Below are 14,604 nucleotides of genomic sequence, written 5' to 3'. Positions count from 1 at the left end.
ATCATCTCTGGGTGCTGCGACAACGCGGATTTCTCACACCCAGAGGAGCTGGGCTTCCCTCAGCACTCGATTCAGGTGAAGATCCTGCGTTGTGCGGGTACCAGCGCTAGTTCCTCGTTTGCAGCCGTTCACGTCGACCATCTTCGCGGAGATGACGGCGCTGGCCGTGCAGCACGACGCCGTCAACCTCGGTCAGGGCTTCCCCGACACCGATGGCCCCGCGTCGATGCTCGCGGCGGCCCAGTCGGCGATCGCGTCGGGTGTGAACCAGTACCCGCCCGGTCCCGGCATGCCGGTGCTGCGCCGCGCCGTCGCCGCCCACCGCTCGCGGTACGGGCTCTCCTACGACCCGGACACCGAGGTCCTGGTGACCGTCGGCGCGACCGAGGCGATCGCGGCGTCGCTGCTGGCGTTGGTCGAGGCCGGCGACGAAGTGATCCTGATCGAGCCGTACTACGACTCGTACGCCGCCTCCGTGGCCATGGCCGGCGCGACGCGGGTGGCCGTGGGCCTGCGCGAGGACGAGTCGGGTCGCCTGGCGTTGGACGTGGACGCTCTGCGCGCCGCCGTGACGCCTAGGACGCGGGCCATCCTGGTCAACTCGCCGCACAACCCGACCGGCACCGTGTTCCGCTTGGAGGAGCTCCAAGCAATCGCCTCTTTGTGCGTCGAGCACGACCTGCTGGCGATCACCGACGAGGTCTACGAGCACCTCGTGTTCGACGGACTTGTCCACATCCCGCTGGCCTCGCTGCCGGGAATGGCGCCGCGGACGCTGTCGATCTCCGGCGCCGGCAAGACGTTCAACTGCACCGGCTGGAAGATCGGCTGGGTCTGCGGGCCCGCCGAGCTGGTGTCCGCGGTCCGCGCGGCCAAGCAGTTCATGACGTTCGTGGGCGGCGCGCCGTTCCAGCCCGCCGTCGCGCACGCACTGACCGCCGAACTGGACTGGGTCACCGGGTTGCGCGACTCCCTCTCGTCAAAGCGCGCGCGTCTGGCCGAGGGACTGCGTGCGGCCGGTTTCGAGGTGCGTTCGTCTGAAGGCACGTACTTCATCTGCGCCGACGTGCGCCCTCTGGGCCACACGGACGGCCTGGCCCTGTGCCGCGAACTGCCCGCCCGAATCGGCGTCGCGGCCGTGCCCGTCCAGGTGTTCACGGACCGGCCGGCGGACTGGCAGCACCTGATCCGTTTCGCGTTCTGCAAGCAGGACGCCGTGATCGACGAAGCCGTGGAACGCCTCCACAAGCTGTAGTTGTCCACAGCTGTGGATGAGTTTCTCCACAACTGTGGACAACCCACTTTCGGGTGAGCCCGGGAGCCTTAGGCCCGGGGTTCGACTCCAAATGGCATGGACTCGAACACTGAGGTTCTCGTGGCTTGGCGTTCCGGCCTCTGCGGCTGGGACGCCCTCGTCGACCGCTACTCACGCCTGGTCTGGTCGGTGCCCAGATCGTTCCGCCTGAGCTACGCCGACGCCGCCGACGTCTACCAGTGCACCTGGCTCTGCCTGGCCGAACACCTCACCCGCCTGCGAGAACCGGAACGCGTCGGCACGTGGCTGGTCCGTACCGCCACCCGCCAGTCGATCACGGTCCTGCGCACTCGCGGCCGCGAGGTGTCCTACGACCTGTGGGAGCCGATGTCGGCCCTTCCCGCACCCGACGAGGTCGCGATCACCAACGATCGGCAGCGCCGGCTGTGGTCCGCGCTGACGACCTTGAACGAACGGTGCCAGCGGCTCCTGCGGATCGCTGCCCACAGCCCCGAACTGAGTTATGCACAGGTTGCCGACGCCCTGGGGATGAAGGTGGGGAGCGTTGGCTCCACGCGCAGCCGTTGCCTCGCTGAGCTGCGGCGGAAGCTGGAGGACCTGCGATGACGAACGACCTCCTCGGTATCCACAGCCCGCTCACCTCGGGAGGTTCGCGATGAGGGACTCACTGCTCGACGAGATCGCCGGCCTCTTCCACTCGGACCCCCCACCGGCCGCCCTCACCCCGCACCCGACCGGCCTCGAACCCATGCAGGCCGTCGAGGAACCTGTCCGCGGCCCCTCACACCTGCTGGTGTTCGAGGCCGGCTCCGGCCGCCTGCACCTCCAACTGGACTCCGACCCGGCAGGCCTGCACCTGACCGGCGTCCTGGACCACGAGGACGTCTCCGTCGAGGTCCGCTCGCCGCAGTCCGTCCAAGCCCTCCGCCCGGACGCCGAAGGCTGGTTCCGCGCCCACATCACCCCTGGACCGCTGTGCGTGACCGTGCCCGAACTGGGCCTCACCACGGGCTGGTTCGTCGCGTGAGCGCCAGCGCCGACCCGCAGGCCACCATCGCGACGACCGAGGTCCGCGGCACGAAGACACAGCGCGCCGATGCCCTGCACGACCTGAGCGTCGCCCACGTCGAGCTCGGCCACCTCGACGTCGCCGCGCGGTTCGCCCGGCGCGGACTGAGGCTGACCGGCGAGGCGCGGTTCCACCTCACGCTGGCGTGGATCGACCTGGATCGGGGACGGCGCAGGCAGAGCCTTCAGCACCTCGACCTCGCCACGCCCCATCTGCGCGGCCGGGAGTTGGCGAGGGCGAGGTGCCTGCGCGGGCTGCACCTCTGTCAGGTGGCCGAGCCGCGGCTGGCGATCGCCGAGCTCACCGCGGTCATCAGGGAGTTGCGCAGACACGGCGACGAGCGGTGGCTGGCCAACGCGCTGGTCGGGCGTGGGATCGCCCGGTGCAACGCGTCCAAGCTGGTGTCGGCCGAGGCCGATTTCAGTGCCGCGCAGACGTCGTTGCTGGCGATGGGCGAGCCGGGGAGGGCGGCGATGTGTTTGCACAACAGGGGATTCGTGGCGATGCTCGCCGGCGATCTGCCGCTCGCGCTGCGCAGGTACGAGGAGGCGGCGAAGGCCGGTCTCGACTCGGCCAGCCGGCCCGAGGCGCTCGTCGACAGGGCCGAGGCGTTGCTCGCGGCCGGGCTCACGGCGGAGGCGCGGCGGGTGCTGGCACCTGCGATGGAGTTGTTGCGCCGGTGCGATCGGCACGTTCCCGAGCTGGCGGTGCTGAACGCGCGGTGTGCGTTGCGCGACGGAGATCCGGGTCCCGCGCTTCGGCAAGGTGGTGCGGATGTCGAGTTCATGCTGGCTGCGGGGAAGCTTGATGCCGTTGCGGCGCATCGGTTTCGCGGGCCCGTGCAGACGCGGGCGCTCGGGTGGCTCGCGCAGGCACGACGCTCGAACAGGCGAGGTGCGTTGGCTGCGTGTCGTGCGGGGCTCAAGTTGCTCGATGAGCACCACGGCGATTGGCCTCGCCGTGAGCTGACCGGGCACGCGCTCGGACTGGCCAGGACCGCTCGCGAGGTGTTGCACTGGTCAGAGCAGCATCGCGCTTCGGTTTCCTTGCCTACCAACGAGCCTGAGCTCGCACGGGCACTCACGAACCTGCGGCGGGCGAGGGCGTTCGGGCTGCCGTTGGAGGCGCTGGAGCGGGACGTCCGGAGGCTGACCCTGGCTTCCAGGTCACGCGCGAAGCCGAGCGCGACGGCCCCGGCAAACCTGCCGTTGATCAGCTTCATCGTCCACGAAGGACAGACGAGAGCGGTCACGCTGATCAACGGGCGTGCTCACCTGAGCGTGGTTCCCGACCCCGCCGAACTCGTCCGCACCGCCCGGCTCGCCCTGCGGGCCGGACGCGCCGTCACCACGGATCTCCTGCCGGAAGCAGAGGAGGTCATCGTGATCCCGGACGGCGTGCTCCACGAGATGCCGTGGGCTGCACTCGGCCGCCGAGTCCACGTCATCCCGTCGCTGCGGCAGTGGCGACCGGCCAGCCGCGGCGGCCACCGAACGTGGGTCACCGGGCCGCACCTGGCCGGCAACGAGGTCCCCGCTCTCCAGGAAGAGCACGGCGGAACGATCAGCAGGTCCACTGTGGAGTCAACTCTGCACGCGCTCGAAGGTGCCGGGATCGCGCACATCGCGGCGCACGGGCACGTCAACCCGGACAACCCGCTGTTCTCCTACCTCGAACTCGGGGACGGCCCGCTCTACGGCTACGACATCGCCAGGATCGAGAACCCGCCCGAGATCGTCGTCCTGTCCGCCTGCGAGTCAGGCCTGGCCCGCGCGTTCCTCGACGCCGGCACCAGAGCGGTCGTCGCGACCACCCTCCCCGTGCCGGACGCGCAGGTCAGCGAGGCCATGGCCGAGGTTCACCGCCTGATCGGCCACCCGGCGGAGGCAGCGCGAGCCGTCGCGCACCTCGGGTTCAGCTGCTACGGCACCGGGACCAGGGTCGCGGCGTGAAGAGCGGCCGCGAACGAGGTGCCGGTGCACAGCAGCTGCGAGGAGCCGACCGTGGCGGGCACGTCGGCCCCGGACACGACCACGTCCACCCACGGCCCGTGCCCCGAGAAGGCTTCCGCTGCACCCACCGCTGTGACTTCGGGCAGGGCGGCGGGCCACCAGGGACGCGCGGACCCACCGTTGCCCGCCGCGGCCACGACGTTGCGGCCGCAGCCCGACAGCACGGGCGGGCACTCGTCGTTGAACGTGTAGGTGCCGGACGCGACCAGGACCACCGGCAGGTCGCGAGTGGCCTTCAACGCCGCGGCCAGGGTCAGGTCGTCGCCGAAGCCCGAGGCACCCAGGACGGGGAACGGGCGCACCAAGGCGCCGTGGTGGCGGAGAACACCGGCGACCAACGCGCCGTGCCGGGCGTCGAGCGGGGTGTCGAGCAACGCGACCGTGCCCTCGCCCAGCAGGTCAGGGAGGCGCTCGCCCACCACCGGGCGGGAGGTGCCGATCATGATCGGGCAGGCCAGGTGGACGTGGTTCGGGGTTGCACCCACTTCAAGCGCGATGGCGACGACGCGCGCTCGTTCGGACGCTTTCAGGTGCATGCGGATGACACCCGAGGCGATCTCCTCGTGGGAGTAGACGCCCCGCAAGCGCTTGCGCACAGTGGGTGCGTCCGCCGGCGGGACGATCAGTTCCCCCGAACGGAGCAAGCACTCGTTTGGCCCCGCCGGATCGTGCACGACCACCGGGCCGAGCGCACTGGAGGCGTGATCGACCAGCTCAGAGAGGCTGCTGACCTGCTTTGGCGCGTCCACATCGGACACCATCCCCCGCCGCGACACGGTCCACAGGGGACCGAGGCGCAAAGTCACTCGATCCGATGACGACACTGACGGTGTTCATGCCTGATCAGGGCAACACGGACAGCCGCACGAGACCGCCCTTCCGGGTGTTTCGCGCCGAGTTGGTTCGCAAAGTCACTCACCGGTGCTAGACATAGCTCTACGTCGACCTCCGACGGCGCGCTGTGCGTTGAGGGTGACCTGAAATGGTGGACGGGTGGTGATCCTGTGGCGAGTGGTGGAGCTGGTGCACTGCTGCTGCGGACCGCTGCGCTCGGCGGGCTGACCGCCGCCGCCTGGTTGCTGAGCGGGACGACCGCGTCCGCCAGCCCCGAGGAACCCCCGGCCGTCGAGATCACCACCGACACCGCCGCCGAGGCCCCGAAGCTGACCGAGGATCCCGCCGGCTGGGCCGAGGCCTTCACCGCGTCGGTGATCGAGAAGCACCAGCCGGCCAGGATCGTGCCGCCGCCCGTCGCGACGAGGCCCGCGGAAGAAGAGCCCCAGGAGGAAGAGGACGAGGGTCCGGTCCTCGACTTCACCGGCGGCTCGCAGGGCAACAGCCGCTCCGGCTCCGTCTCGAACGAGGCGCCGCCCGAGGTCCTCGCGGCGAAGGCTCAGGTCCGCGCCGCCAAGATCGCCGCGAAGCTCGTGGCCGAACTCCCGCCGCCACCTCCTCCGCCCGCGGCACCTGTCGCGGCGGTCAAGCAGTCCGTGCCTCTTCTGCCCGACCTTCCGGTGTCCGCTCCTGTGAAGACCGAGCCCACTCCGGTGAGCGACCTCACCTGGTCGACTCCCGGACCGGACGCTCCGCTGCCCGCTCCCCAGCAGGCACCTGTGGTCGCCACGGCCTCCGCGTCGTCCGGCCACACCGACAACTCCGGCGGCACGCGTGGCGTGCTCGCCGTTCTGACGTCGCACAACTCGCTCTTCCCGCCCGCCACGTGGTCGGTCGAGGAGCGTCGCGACGGCACTGAGCCCGGCAGTATTCCGGGCCTGCCCAGCACGTCACCCGACTGAGTCCGACAGGACCAGTCTGCCCTCTGCGCGATTTGTGACCGTCTCGTTCCGTCGCGCCAGTAACTCCTCCTCTTATTTCCCGTTGTACGCAAGGAACCCCCAGTCTTCCTGACCTGCCAACCGCGCCCTGGCAGGTCGGGTCTGGTCCGAGTGCCGCGCTGCCCCCGCAGTCTCGGACCGCACGGGAAACCTGCGGACGGGGAACGTCAATCCCTGGGACGTTCCCCGCCGCAGGCCTCTCGTTGGCAAGTTCGTCGGCCCGGTCTCCCCCGCTGCGGGAGACCGGGCCGACGTGTCTCACGCGACCGGTACCGACAGGTCGGCATCCGCAGGAAACCCTGTACTCACAACGGATGCAGCCACCACACCCAAACGGCCGATCGCTTCGCGCAGCACTTCGGGCGACTGCGTGTACGGCACTCGGAGCATCTGCTCACATCCGCCGTGCACCGCGAACCGGGGGCCGGGGACAAGTCGCAGGCCGTGGTTCTGCGCCACCACCGCGATGCGCGTGCTCACCGGGCCGTCGAGCGTGCACCACACCCCGAGCCCACCGGCCGGCACGTCGAAACTCCACTGTGGACAATGTTCCCGCAACGCCGCGACCGCCACGTCCCGTTGCGCGAGGGCTTCCGCACGTCGTTGCCCCAGCACGGTTTCCGGCGACTCCAGCAACGCGGCCAGCACGAGCTGCTCGAACACCGGCGTGCCCAGGTCGATCGCCGCCCGCGTCGACACCAGCCGGTGCACGATGTCCGCGGAGGCCCTGATCCACCCGATCCGCAGTCCACCCCAGTGCGACTTGCTCGCGGATCCCAGTGTCACCACCGAATCCCCGCCGAACGCGGCCATCGGCAACGGCGGCTCCGCCGAGTCCAGCGCGAGCTCCACCAAGGTCTCGTCGACCACCAACGGAGTGCGCGCCTTGCGCAGCACCGCGGACAGCGTTTCCCGCGCCTCGGACGACATCCGCAGCCCGGTCGGGTTCTGGAAGTCCGGGATCAGATAGGCCAAACGGGGGCCCGCCTGACGCAACGCGGCCTCGAACCCGTCCAGATCCCAGCCATCACTCAGCATCGGCACGGGCACCGGGATGCCGAACGACGCCCGCACCGCCTCCAGCGCGTTGGGATAGCTCGGCTGCTCGACCAGCACCCGGTCGCCGGGCCCGACGAAGAGCCGCAGCACCAACGCCCACGCGTGCTGCGCCCCGGACGTCACCACGATCTGGTCGGGCGACGTCGGCAGCCCGCGAGCCGTGTACCGGTCCGCGATCCGTTGCCGCAGCACCGGAAGCCCCCGTTCGTCGTACCCGTGCGACGCGAGGTGCTCCGGCATCTGGCCCAGCGCGACGTCCATCGCGATCCGCACGGACGGCAAGGCGCGAGGCGCGGCGCGGGACAGGTCGATCAACGTGTCGTCGCCCCCCGTGATGCCACCCCCGGCACCGACGGGCCCGTTGATCCACGACCCTGCCCCGCGCCGCGACTCCACCACCCCCTCGGCCCGCAGCTGGTCCAGCGCGGCGGTGATGGTGGTGCGGCTCACGGGCAGCGCCTCGGTGAGCTCGCGCTCGGACGGCAGCCGGGTCCCCACCGGCAGCCGGCCGTCCGCGACCAGCAGTTTCATCGCCGCGACGAGATCGACGACACACTGCCGGGCCCCGCCACGACGCCACTCACCGAGCAGTCGGGCCAGTCGAGCACCGGATATACGTCCACCTGGTGGGAGCATGAGGCCAATTATGCCGAATTGGCTATGGATCACCAGGCCAATCGAGGCGCAACATGGCCACATGGCCTCCATGACCGCACTCCACCAGGTCTCCGTCCGGATCTCACCCGCCCGTCGCCTCCCGCAGCTCTTCGCAGGGCTGTGGCTCTACGGCGCGAGCATGGCGATGCAGATCCGCGCGACGCTCGGCCTGAACCCGTGGGACGTGCTGCACGAGGGCCTCGCGGAACGCACCGGCCTGAGCTTCGGCCTGATCACCGCCATCACCGGCGTCCTGGTGCTGCTGGCGTGGATCCCGCTGAAGCAGCGACCAGGCATCGGCACGATCGCGAACGTCGTCCTCATCGCCGTCAGCGTCGACGTGACGCTCGCGATCCTGCCCGCACCGGAAGGACTGCTGCCCAGGATCGTGTTCCTGACACTGGGCATCGTCCTGAACGCCGTCGCGTTCGCCGCGTACGTCGGCTCCCGGCTCGGACCCGGTCCCCGCGACGGCCTGGTGACCGGATTCTGCCGCCGCACGGGGATTTCCCTGCGGGTCACGCGGACCGTGCTCGAACTGATCGTGCTCGGCACCGGCTGGCTGCTCGGCGGCACGGTCGGCATCGGCACGGTCCTCTACGCGCTCGGCATCGGGCCGCTCGCGCAGCTGTTCCTGCCCGCGCTCACCTGGCGCGAGCGCTCGCGGCCCGTTTGCGAATCTCCTCGTACGTGACGCCTCGCTCGGTCAGCACCTCGGCCACGATTCCCTTGCCCTGCAACAGAGCCAGCACGATGTGCTCCGCACCCAGGTAGTTGTGGCCGAGGTCGCGCGACTCGCGCAACGAGGTCTCGAGCGCCTTCTTGAAGGCCGGTTCCAGCGGCATCCCGAACCACCGCCGGCCAGGACCCGGCCGCAACACCCCGGTCCCGAGTGACTGCTCCACCGAGTCGATCACCGCGTCGACGTCGATTCCCAATCCCCGCAACGCTTCCGCGTCGGCCTTGGTCAGCCCGCCCTTGCGCCGGTAGTCCCGGAACGCCGCCTCCAACTCGTCGCGCGGCAGGTCGAACCCCGCCAGCACCGGCGCGTCGAGCAACGCCAGCAGCAGGAACTCGACACCGACCTCGCCGGCGTGCACCTGTTCCGCGTCCCGCACCGCGGCCTTGACCGCCTCACGGGCTTCCTTCGTGAACCTCTCCGCGATCATCATCGCCCCCCGTGCTTCTTGTGGACCGCCTGGCGGGAGACCCCGAGCTCCGCCGCGATGTCCTGCCACGACCAGCCCTGTGCCCGCGCACTGCGGACCTGGGCGGCCTCCAGATGTTCCAGCAGTCGCCGCAACGCGCTGACGGCCCGCAACCCGATCTTCGGGTCGCGATCCCCAGCCGCTGTGGCGAGATCCGTCGCTTCCGTCATGATGTCAACGTACGTTGACAACTCGGATCCGTCAACCAATGTTGACACGTACGGTGGAGCCGTGAAGATCGAGACCGCTGAGCAGGGGGCTCCGGGCCGAGTCATCGAGGATCGGATCAGGGTTCTGCCGAACGCCGTCGTCGTGCTCGACGGCGTGACCTCGCGAACCAGGCCGCCAGACCGCAACGGCGGTTGGTACGCCACGAAACTCGCCGACGAACTGGCCCGGCTGATCAACGACACCGATCCGTTGACCGACCTTCTCGCCCGGGCCATCGCGAATCTCGTCGAGGAACACGACCTGATCCCCGGCGACTCCCCGTCGTCCACCGCGGCGATCGTCCGCTGGAACGACGACACGATCGACGCGCTCGTCCTGTGCGACACCCCGATAGTCGCGTTCGGACAGTCCACCCGAGTGCTCGAGGACACCAGACTCGAAGATCTCCGGCCGGACCCGGACATCCTCAGGTGGAAGAACAAGCCGGGCGGCTACTGGGTCGCGGAGGCCGATCCCGTTGCGGGACACCAGGCCCTGACCGCGACCTGGCCCCGCGAGGAAGTCACGAGTGTGATCGCTCTCACAGACGGTGTCTCCTGTGGAGTGTCCGAGTACGGACTCTTCGGCTGGGAAGACTTGAGGCAATTGCCGTTGGGCGAAGTGCTCGACCGAATCCGTGAAGCCGAGCGCGGTGATTCGGAGCACAAGCGTTGGCCCCGCTACAAAACGCACGACGACCAGGCAATCGCCAGGATCACGACATAACGAAAGAAGCCCCGCAGCGTTCTGCGGGGCTTCTTTCGAAGAAGGATGGCCAGGGGCGGGGTCGAACCGCCGACCTACCGCTTTTCAGGCGGTCGCTCGTACCAACTGAGCTACCTGGCCATGAACTGTGATATCTCAACCACAGGAAAAGCGACCCAGACGGGACTCGAACCCGCGACCTTCGCCGTGACAGGGCGACGCGCTAACCAACTGCGCCACTGGGCCTTGCTCTTGCTGGTCTTACCGTACCGTACTTTACTGCGTGCCCCCAACGGGATTCGAACCCGCGCGACCGCCTTGAAAGGGCGGGATCCTAGGCCGCTAGATGATGGGGACTAGCTGGTCTCTGGAAGCATCGTAAGCATATGCCATAGGTCCGCGCACCTCCAAAACGGGGGTCCCACTTATGCGCTGACCTGCCGAAACCCCCTCCGGACCGAGATCGACCAGATCAACAAATGCCTGTTCAGGGCCTTCAGGGCCCTTCACGAGGGTTCAGACGCAGTTTGTGATCCAGACAACTTCCAGCCGGCAGACGCCACGCAGGGCAGCACGTGCCCCAGAACCTCACGGATCCGCGAGGGGAAGTCGGCGCACGCCGTCGTCGCGGAGGAGATCAACCGCGAACCGAGCGCCGCGCCGCACAACGTCCGCGCGACGGCCTCCGGATCGACACCGGGACGCAGGTCTCCGCGTTCGGCCGCCTCGATCACGTAGGCGGCGATCAGCTTCTCCCACATGACGTGCGTGCTGGGGACGCCCGGATACCCGACCTCGCGATCGGCGTTGAGCCGCACGCCGGCGCGCAGCACGACGTCGGCGGCCATCCGGTCGGCCGACTCGGCGAACATCCCGTGCAGGGTGCTGAGCGGATCGAGGCCACGTGTCCGCCACGACTCCCTCAGCTGGGCCCACAGCTCGCTCTGCCGTTCGATCAGGGCGTCCGCGACCGCGGCCTTGGAGGGGAAGTGGAAGTAGAACGCGCCTTTGGTCAGCCCGGCGCGCGCGAGCACGGCGGTCAGCGACGTGCGCTCGTAGCCGAGCCGGTCGAACTCCTCCGCCGCGGCGTGGAGTATCGCCTCACGTGTCGCGTACGCCCGGTCCTGCTGGGGCATGGGTGAAGGTTAGCCGTTGCCGCTAAAGAGACCCGTGGGTATGTTTCGAGACGCGGCCCTGCTCCGCAGACGCGTCCCGGGGGGTGCGCGCCTGGAGTCAGGGCCGCTTTCGCGTACTCATGACGTCACCGTTGCGCCGGTGGCAACCCGCCGTCCTCGCCCGGTGACAGGCCCAGCATGTCCAGCAGCATCCGGCAGTCCTCGGCGCCCAGTGCGCTTCGCGCGACCGCGAGCCTGGCCCGGTGAACCTGATCGTCGGAGATCCGCGAGGGTTCTCCGCTCCGCTGGGCCGGCACGTTCGGCCCGCCCTGTCGCGACATGCTGTCGTCCTGTGTGAACAGGAACTTCCGCACTTCCAGTGACCCGCTCATTGCACCCTCCCCGACTTGAGGTGTGGCGCGAGGCTAAGCGACCTGGGACAACGGCCGCAGCCCCCCGCAGAGTGATTCCACCGCCACCCAGCGTTACTTTCCGTACTGGTGCGTTGTGTGCCGCGCGGGGAAGCGCCAGTGGATGATGGACCGATGACCGACCCCACGCCGGAGCCTTCCCCCGATGCAGAGGGCCAAAACGCGTCTCAGCCACCGCCCGCCGTCGACCAGGAAGAGATCTTCAAGGCGCTCAGCGGCATCGACCTGAACACGATCGACGCCGACATCGAGTCCGCGTTCGGCTCGAGGATGGCCGAGCTCGACAAGATGCTCGAAGGCCTCGACGACCTGGTCAACAAGATCGAGAGCGATCTCCACAACCTGGACCAGCCCAAACCCGAGAGTCCTCAGTAGATCCCTTACCCCAGGGGGGTATAGACTCGGAGCCCCGTACAGAGAAAGGGCTCTCATGTCCGTCACTGCCACCTACACCGTCACCGGCATGACCTGCGGCCACTGCGTCAGCTCCGTCACCGAGGAGCTGACCGAGGTCTCCGGTGTCACGGGCGTCGACGTCGTCCTCGAGACCGGCGCCGTGACCGTCACCAGCGACCGCGAACTCGGCCGTGACGAGGTCGTCGCCGCCGTGACCGAGGCCGGGTACGAGGTCTCCTGATGACCACGACCGAGCCTCGTCACGTCGAGCTCGTCATCAGCGGCATGACGTGCGCTTCCTGTGCGAACCGCATCGAACGCAAGCTGAACAAGCTCGACGGCGTCTCCGCCACTGTGAACTACGCGACCGAGAAGGCCAGCGTTCAGTTCCCGGACGGCCTGCGCGTGGACGACCTGGTGTCGACCGTGCGTGCGGCGGGCTACGACGCCGAGGAGCCCCAGCCGGAGGCTCCCGAGGTGGACGAGGCCGGTGAGCTGCGGCTGAGGGTCACCCTCGCCGCGGTGCTCGGCGTGCCGGTGATCGCGTTCTCGATGGTCCCGGCATGGCAGTTCCCCACCTGGCAGTGGGTGTCGCTGGCGTTGGCGAGCGTGGTCGTGTGGGTGTGCGGCTGGCCGTTCCACCGTGCGGCCGCCGTCAACGCACGGCACGGCGCCAGCACCATGGACACCCTCGTCTCCATGGGCGTCACGGTCTCGTACCTGTGGTCGCTCTACGCGCTGGTGTTCGGCGAGGCCGGGACGATCGGCATGCGGCACGAGTTCAGCCTGCTGCTGCGGCCGACCACCTCCGGTGACATCTACCTGGAGGTCGCGGTCGGCGTGACCGTGTTCCTGCTGCTCGGGCGCTGGCTGGAGGCCCGGTCGAAGCGCAGCGCGGGGGCGGCCCTGCGGTCGTTGCTCGCGCTCGGCGCCAAGGACGTGGCGGTGCTGCGCGACGGTGTGGAGACCCGCGTGCCGATCGGTCAGCTCCGGGCCGGCGAACGGTTCGTGGTCCGTCCGGGTGAGCGCATCGCCACTGATGGCCTAGTGATCGAGGGCAGTTCGGCTGTCGACCGTTCGATGGTCACCGGGGAATCGGTGCCGGTCGAGGTCGGCGCGGGCGATTCGGTGGTCGGCGGGACGGTCAACGCCGGTGGCCGGCTGGTCGTCGAGGCCCTGAGCGTCGGCGCGGACACGCAGCTGGCGCGGATGGCCAAGCTGGTCGAGCAGGCCCAGGCGGGCAAGGCGCAGGTGCAACGACTGGCGGACCGGGTGTCCGCCGTGTTCGTCCCGGTCGTCGTGCTGATCGCCCTGGTGTCGTTCGGCGCGTGGCTGCTCGCCGGTCGGCCGCTGGAGTTCGCGGTGACGACCGCGGTGGCCGTGCTCGTGATCGCGTGCCCGTGCGCGTTGGGACTGGCGACGCCGACGGCGTTGCTCGTGGGCACCGGGCGCGGCGCTCAGCTCGGAATCCTGGTGAAGGGTCCCGAGGTCCTCGAGTCGACGCGGCGCGTGGACACCGTCGTGCTGGACAAGACCGGCACGGTCACGACCGGACGCCTGACGCTGGTCGACGTGATCCCCGCGGCCGGCACGTCGCGCGACGAGGTGCTGCGGTTCGCGGCGGCCGTCGAGAACGCGTCCGAGCATCCGATCGGCGCGGCGATCGTCCGCGAGGTCGACGACGTTCCGCCGGTGTCGGACTTCGTGTCCACGGACGGCGTGGGCGTCAGCGGAGTGGTCGAAGGCCGACACGTCGTCGTCGGCCGGGTGCGGAATGTTGTCCTTTCACAGGAAATGACCGAGGCCCTGGTTGCACACACAACTCGGACTGTTGTCGCGGTTTCCTTTGATGACAAGGTTGTCGGCGCCATCGTCGTGTCGGACGTCGTGAAACCCACGTCCGCACAAGCGATTGCGGAACTCAAGGGACTCGGCCTGCGTCCGGTGTTGCTGACCGGCGACAACGCCGCCGTGGCCGCCGAGGTCGCGGCCGAGGTGGGCATCGACGAGGTCATCGCAGACGTCCTGCCCTCCGGCAAAGTCGAAGCGGTCCGGAATCTCCAGGCACAGGGCCGAGTTGTGGCCATGGTCGGTGACGGCGTGAACGACGCGCCGGCACTCGCGGCCGCGGATCTGGGGCTGGCCATGGGAACCGGGACAGACGTCGCGATCGAGGCGAGCGACCTGACGCTGGTGCGCGGCGACCTGCGCGTGGCGGCGGACGCGATTCGGTTGTCCCGCAAGACCTTGGGCACCATCAAGGGGAATCTCTTCTGGGCGTTCGCCTACAACGTCGCTGGACTTCCGCTCGCGGCGCTGGGGCTGCTGAACCCCATGATCGCGGGGGCGGCGATGGCCTTCAGCAGCGTGTTCGTTGTTACCAACAGCTTGCGACTACGGGGTTTCCGTCCATCGGCGGCATAAGAATCTCGTGGGGAACACTCCCCAACGGCAAGGTGCGCGTGCAACAATCCAAAAGCTGACACACCCCCGGTCAGCGCCTGTGGAGATCCCCTCCGGCCCCCGCGTTCCTCCCCCTGGCGCGGGGGCCTCCGCAGCTCTCCATCAGTCTGCTCGGCTTGCGCCTCGCCGACTGACGCCGCGGGTGCTCTCTGAGGGCCAAGCCCCCAG

General features: G+C 69.1%; 16 protein-coding genes and 3 tRNA genes. 10 read left to right on the top strand and 9 right to left on the bottom strand.

The window, feature by feature from the left end:
• Positions 1-91 precede the first annotated feature (91 nt).
• From BM417_RS42605 to BM417_RS42590, 4 genes are all read left to right on the top strand, one after another.
• The gene (locus BM417_RS42605; protein ID WP_093605809.1) at positions 92-1,255 is read left to right on the top strand and encodes a pyridoxal phosphate-dependent aminotransferase; all 1,164 of its coding nucleotides are present in this window, start codon (positions 92-94) and stop codon (positions 1,253-1,255) included.
• 96 nt (positions 1,256-1,351) lie between these two features.
• Positions 1,352-1,882, top strand: coding sequence for an RNA polymerase sigma factor (locus tag BM417_RS42600; protein WP_093605808.1), 531 nt, complete (start codon positions 1,352-1,354; stop codon positions 1,880-1,882).
• A 49-nt stretch (positions 1,883-1,931) separates the two neighbouring features.
• Positions 1,932-2,303 (top strand): hypothetical protein, encoded by a 372-nt coding sequence (locus tag BM417_RS42595; protein WP_093605807.1) that lies wholly within the window; start codon positions 1,932-1,934, stop codon positions 2,301-2,303.
• Positions 2,300-4,297 (top strand): CHAT domain-containing protein, encoded by a 1,998-nt coding sequence (locus tag BM417_RS42590; RefSeq protein ID WP_093605806.1) that lies wholly within the window; start codon positions 2,300-2,302, stop codon positions 4,295-4,297. Before BM417_RS42595 ends, BM417_RS42590 begins: the two co-directional genes overlap by 4 nt.
• On the opposite strand, the gene BM417_RS48285 is transcribed toward BM417_RS42590, so the two are convergent.
• A complete protein-coding gene (locus BM417_RS48285; protein WP_177320930.1) occupies positions 4,267-5,106 on the bottom strand; it encodes a S8/S53 family peptidase in 840 nt (279 codons plus the stop codon). The two genes, BM417_RS42590 and BM417_RS48285, sit on opposite strands and share 31 nt — an antisense overlap.
• Before the next feature lie 255 nt (positions 5,107-5,361).
• Here BM417_RS48285 and BM417_RS42580 point away from each other — a divergent pair, with 255 nt between their 5' ends.
• Positions 5,362-6,153 (top strand): hypothetical protein, encoded by a 792-nt coding sequence (locus BM417_RS42580; RefSeq protein ID WP_093605804.1) that lies wholly within the window; start codon positions 5,362-5,364, stop codon positions 6,151-6,153.
• A 297-nt stretch (positions 6,154-6,450) separates the two neighbouring features.
• On the opposite strand, the gene yczR is transcribed toward BM417_RS42580, so the two are convergent.
• The gene (yczR, locus tag BM417_RS42575; protein WP_093605803.1) at positions 6,451-7,887 is read right to left on the bottom strand and encodes a MocR-like transcription factor YczR; all 1,437 of its coding nucleotides are present in this window, start codon (positions 7,885-7,887) and stop codon (positions 6,451-6,453) included.
• Positions 7,888-7,948: 61 nt separating this feature from the next.
• On the opposite strand from yczR, the gene yczE reads away from it, so the two are divergent.
• Positions 7,949-8,602 carry a membrane protein YczE gene (gene yczE / locus BM417_RS42570; RefSeq protein ID WP_093605802.1) on the top strand — a complete coding sequence of 218 codons (654 nt, stop codon included), beginning with the start codon at positions 7,949-7,951 and terminating at the stop codon, positions 8,600-8,602.
• On the opposite strand, the gene BM417_RS42565 is transcribed toward yczE, so the two are convergent.
• A complete protein-coding gene (locus BM417_RS42565; RefSeq protein WP_245822734.1) occupies positions 8,553-9,080 on the bottom strand; it encodes a Clp protease N-terminal domain-containing protein in 528 nt (175 codons plus the stop codon). The genes yczE and BM417_RS42565 overlap by 50 nt on opposite strands.
• Complete coding sequence (locus BM417_RS42560) at positions 9,077-9,286, bottom strand: helix-turn-helix domain-containing protein (RefSeq protein WP_065915808.1); 210 nt, start codon at positions 9,284-9,286, stop codon at positions 9,077-9,079. Before BM417_RS42560 ends, BM417_RS42565 begins: the two co-directional genes overlap by 4 nt.
• 61 nt (positions 9,287-9,347) lie before the next feature.
• Between BM417_RS42560 and BM417_RS42555 the strand changes: the two genes are divergently transcribed.
• Entirely contained in the window at positions 9,348-10,052 is a 705-nt protein-coding gene (locus BM417_RS42555) for a protein phosphatase 2C domain-containing protein (protein ID WP_093605801.1), read from the top strand.
• A gap of 46 nt (positions 10,053-10,098) precedes the next feature.
• On the opposite strand, the gene BM417_RS42550 is transcribed toward BM417_RS42555, so the two are convergent.
• From BM417_RS42550 to BM417_RS42530, 5 genes are all read right to left on the bottom strand, one after another.
• Positions 10,099-10,172 (bottom strand) — tRNA-Phe (locus BM417_RS42550).
• A 31-nt stretch (positions 10,173-10,203) separates the two neighbouring features.
• A tRNA-Asp gene (locus tag BM417_RS42545) sits at positions 10,204-10,277 on the bottom strand.
• Positions 10,278-10,315: 38 nt separating this feature from the next.
• Positions 10,316-10,388: transfer RNA gene (locus BM417_RS42540), tRNA-Glu, on the bottom strand.
• Between the two features lie 149 nt (positions 10,389-10,537).
• Positions 10,538-11,167, bottom strand: a complete 630-nt coding sequence (locus BM417_RS42535) for a ScbR family autoregulator-binding transcription factor (protein ID WP_093605800.1) — start codon at positions 11,165-11,167, stop codon at positions 10,538-10,540.
• Between the two features lie 125 nt (positions 11,168-11,292).
• Positions 11,293-11,538 (bottom strand): hypothetical protein, encoded by a 246-nt coding sequence (locus BM417_RS42530; RefSeq protein WP_093605799.1) that lies wholly within the window; start codon positions 11,536-11,538, stop codon positions 11,293-11,295.
• 153 nt (positions 11,539-11,691) lie between these two features.
• Between BM417_RS42530 and BM417_RS42525 the strand changes: the two genes are divergently transcribed.
• Genes BM417_RS42525 through BM417_RS42515 form a run of 3 tightly spaced genes read left to right on the top strand, consistent with a single transcriptional unit; the run spans position 11,692 to position 14,397 of the window.
• Positions 11,692-11,952: a hypothetical protein gene (locus tag BM417_RS42525; protein WP_093605798.1), complete on the top strand. Its 261-nt coding sequence runs from the start codon at positions 11,692-11,694 to the stop codon at positions 11,950-11,952.
• 55 nt (positions 11,953-12,007) lie between these two features.
• Positions 12,008-12,214 (top strand): heavy-metal-associated domain-containing protein, encoded by a 207-nt coding sequence (locus tag BM417_RS42520; RefSeq protein WP_093605797.1) that lies wholly within the window; start codon positions 12,008-12,010, stop codon positions 12,212-12,214.
• The gene (locus tag BM417_RS42515) at positions 12,214-14,397 is read left to right on the top strand and encodes a heavy metal translocating P-type ATPase (RefSeq protein WP_093605796.1); all 2,184 of its coding nucleotides are present in this window, start codon (positions 12,214-12,216) and stop codon (positions 14,395-14,397) included. Before BM417_RS42520 ends, BM417_RS42515 begins: the two co-directional genes overlap by 1 nt.
• Positions 14,398-14,604: the final 207 nt, after the last annotated feature.

Origin of the sequence: Lentzea waywayandensis (assembly GCF_900115955.1) — a bacterium.
In the GTDB taxonomy this organism is placed as follows: domain Bacteria; phylum Actinomycetota; class Actinomycetes; order Mycobacteriales; family Pseudonocardiaceae; genus Lentzea; species Lentzea waywayandensis.
The sequence above is the reverse complement of the archived record's forward strand: the minus strand, read 5'-3'. Positions and strand labels throughout refer to the sequence as shown.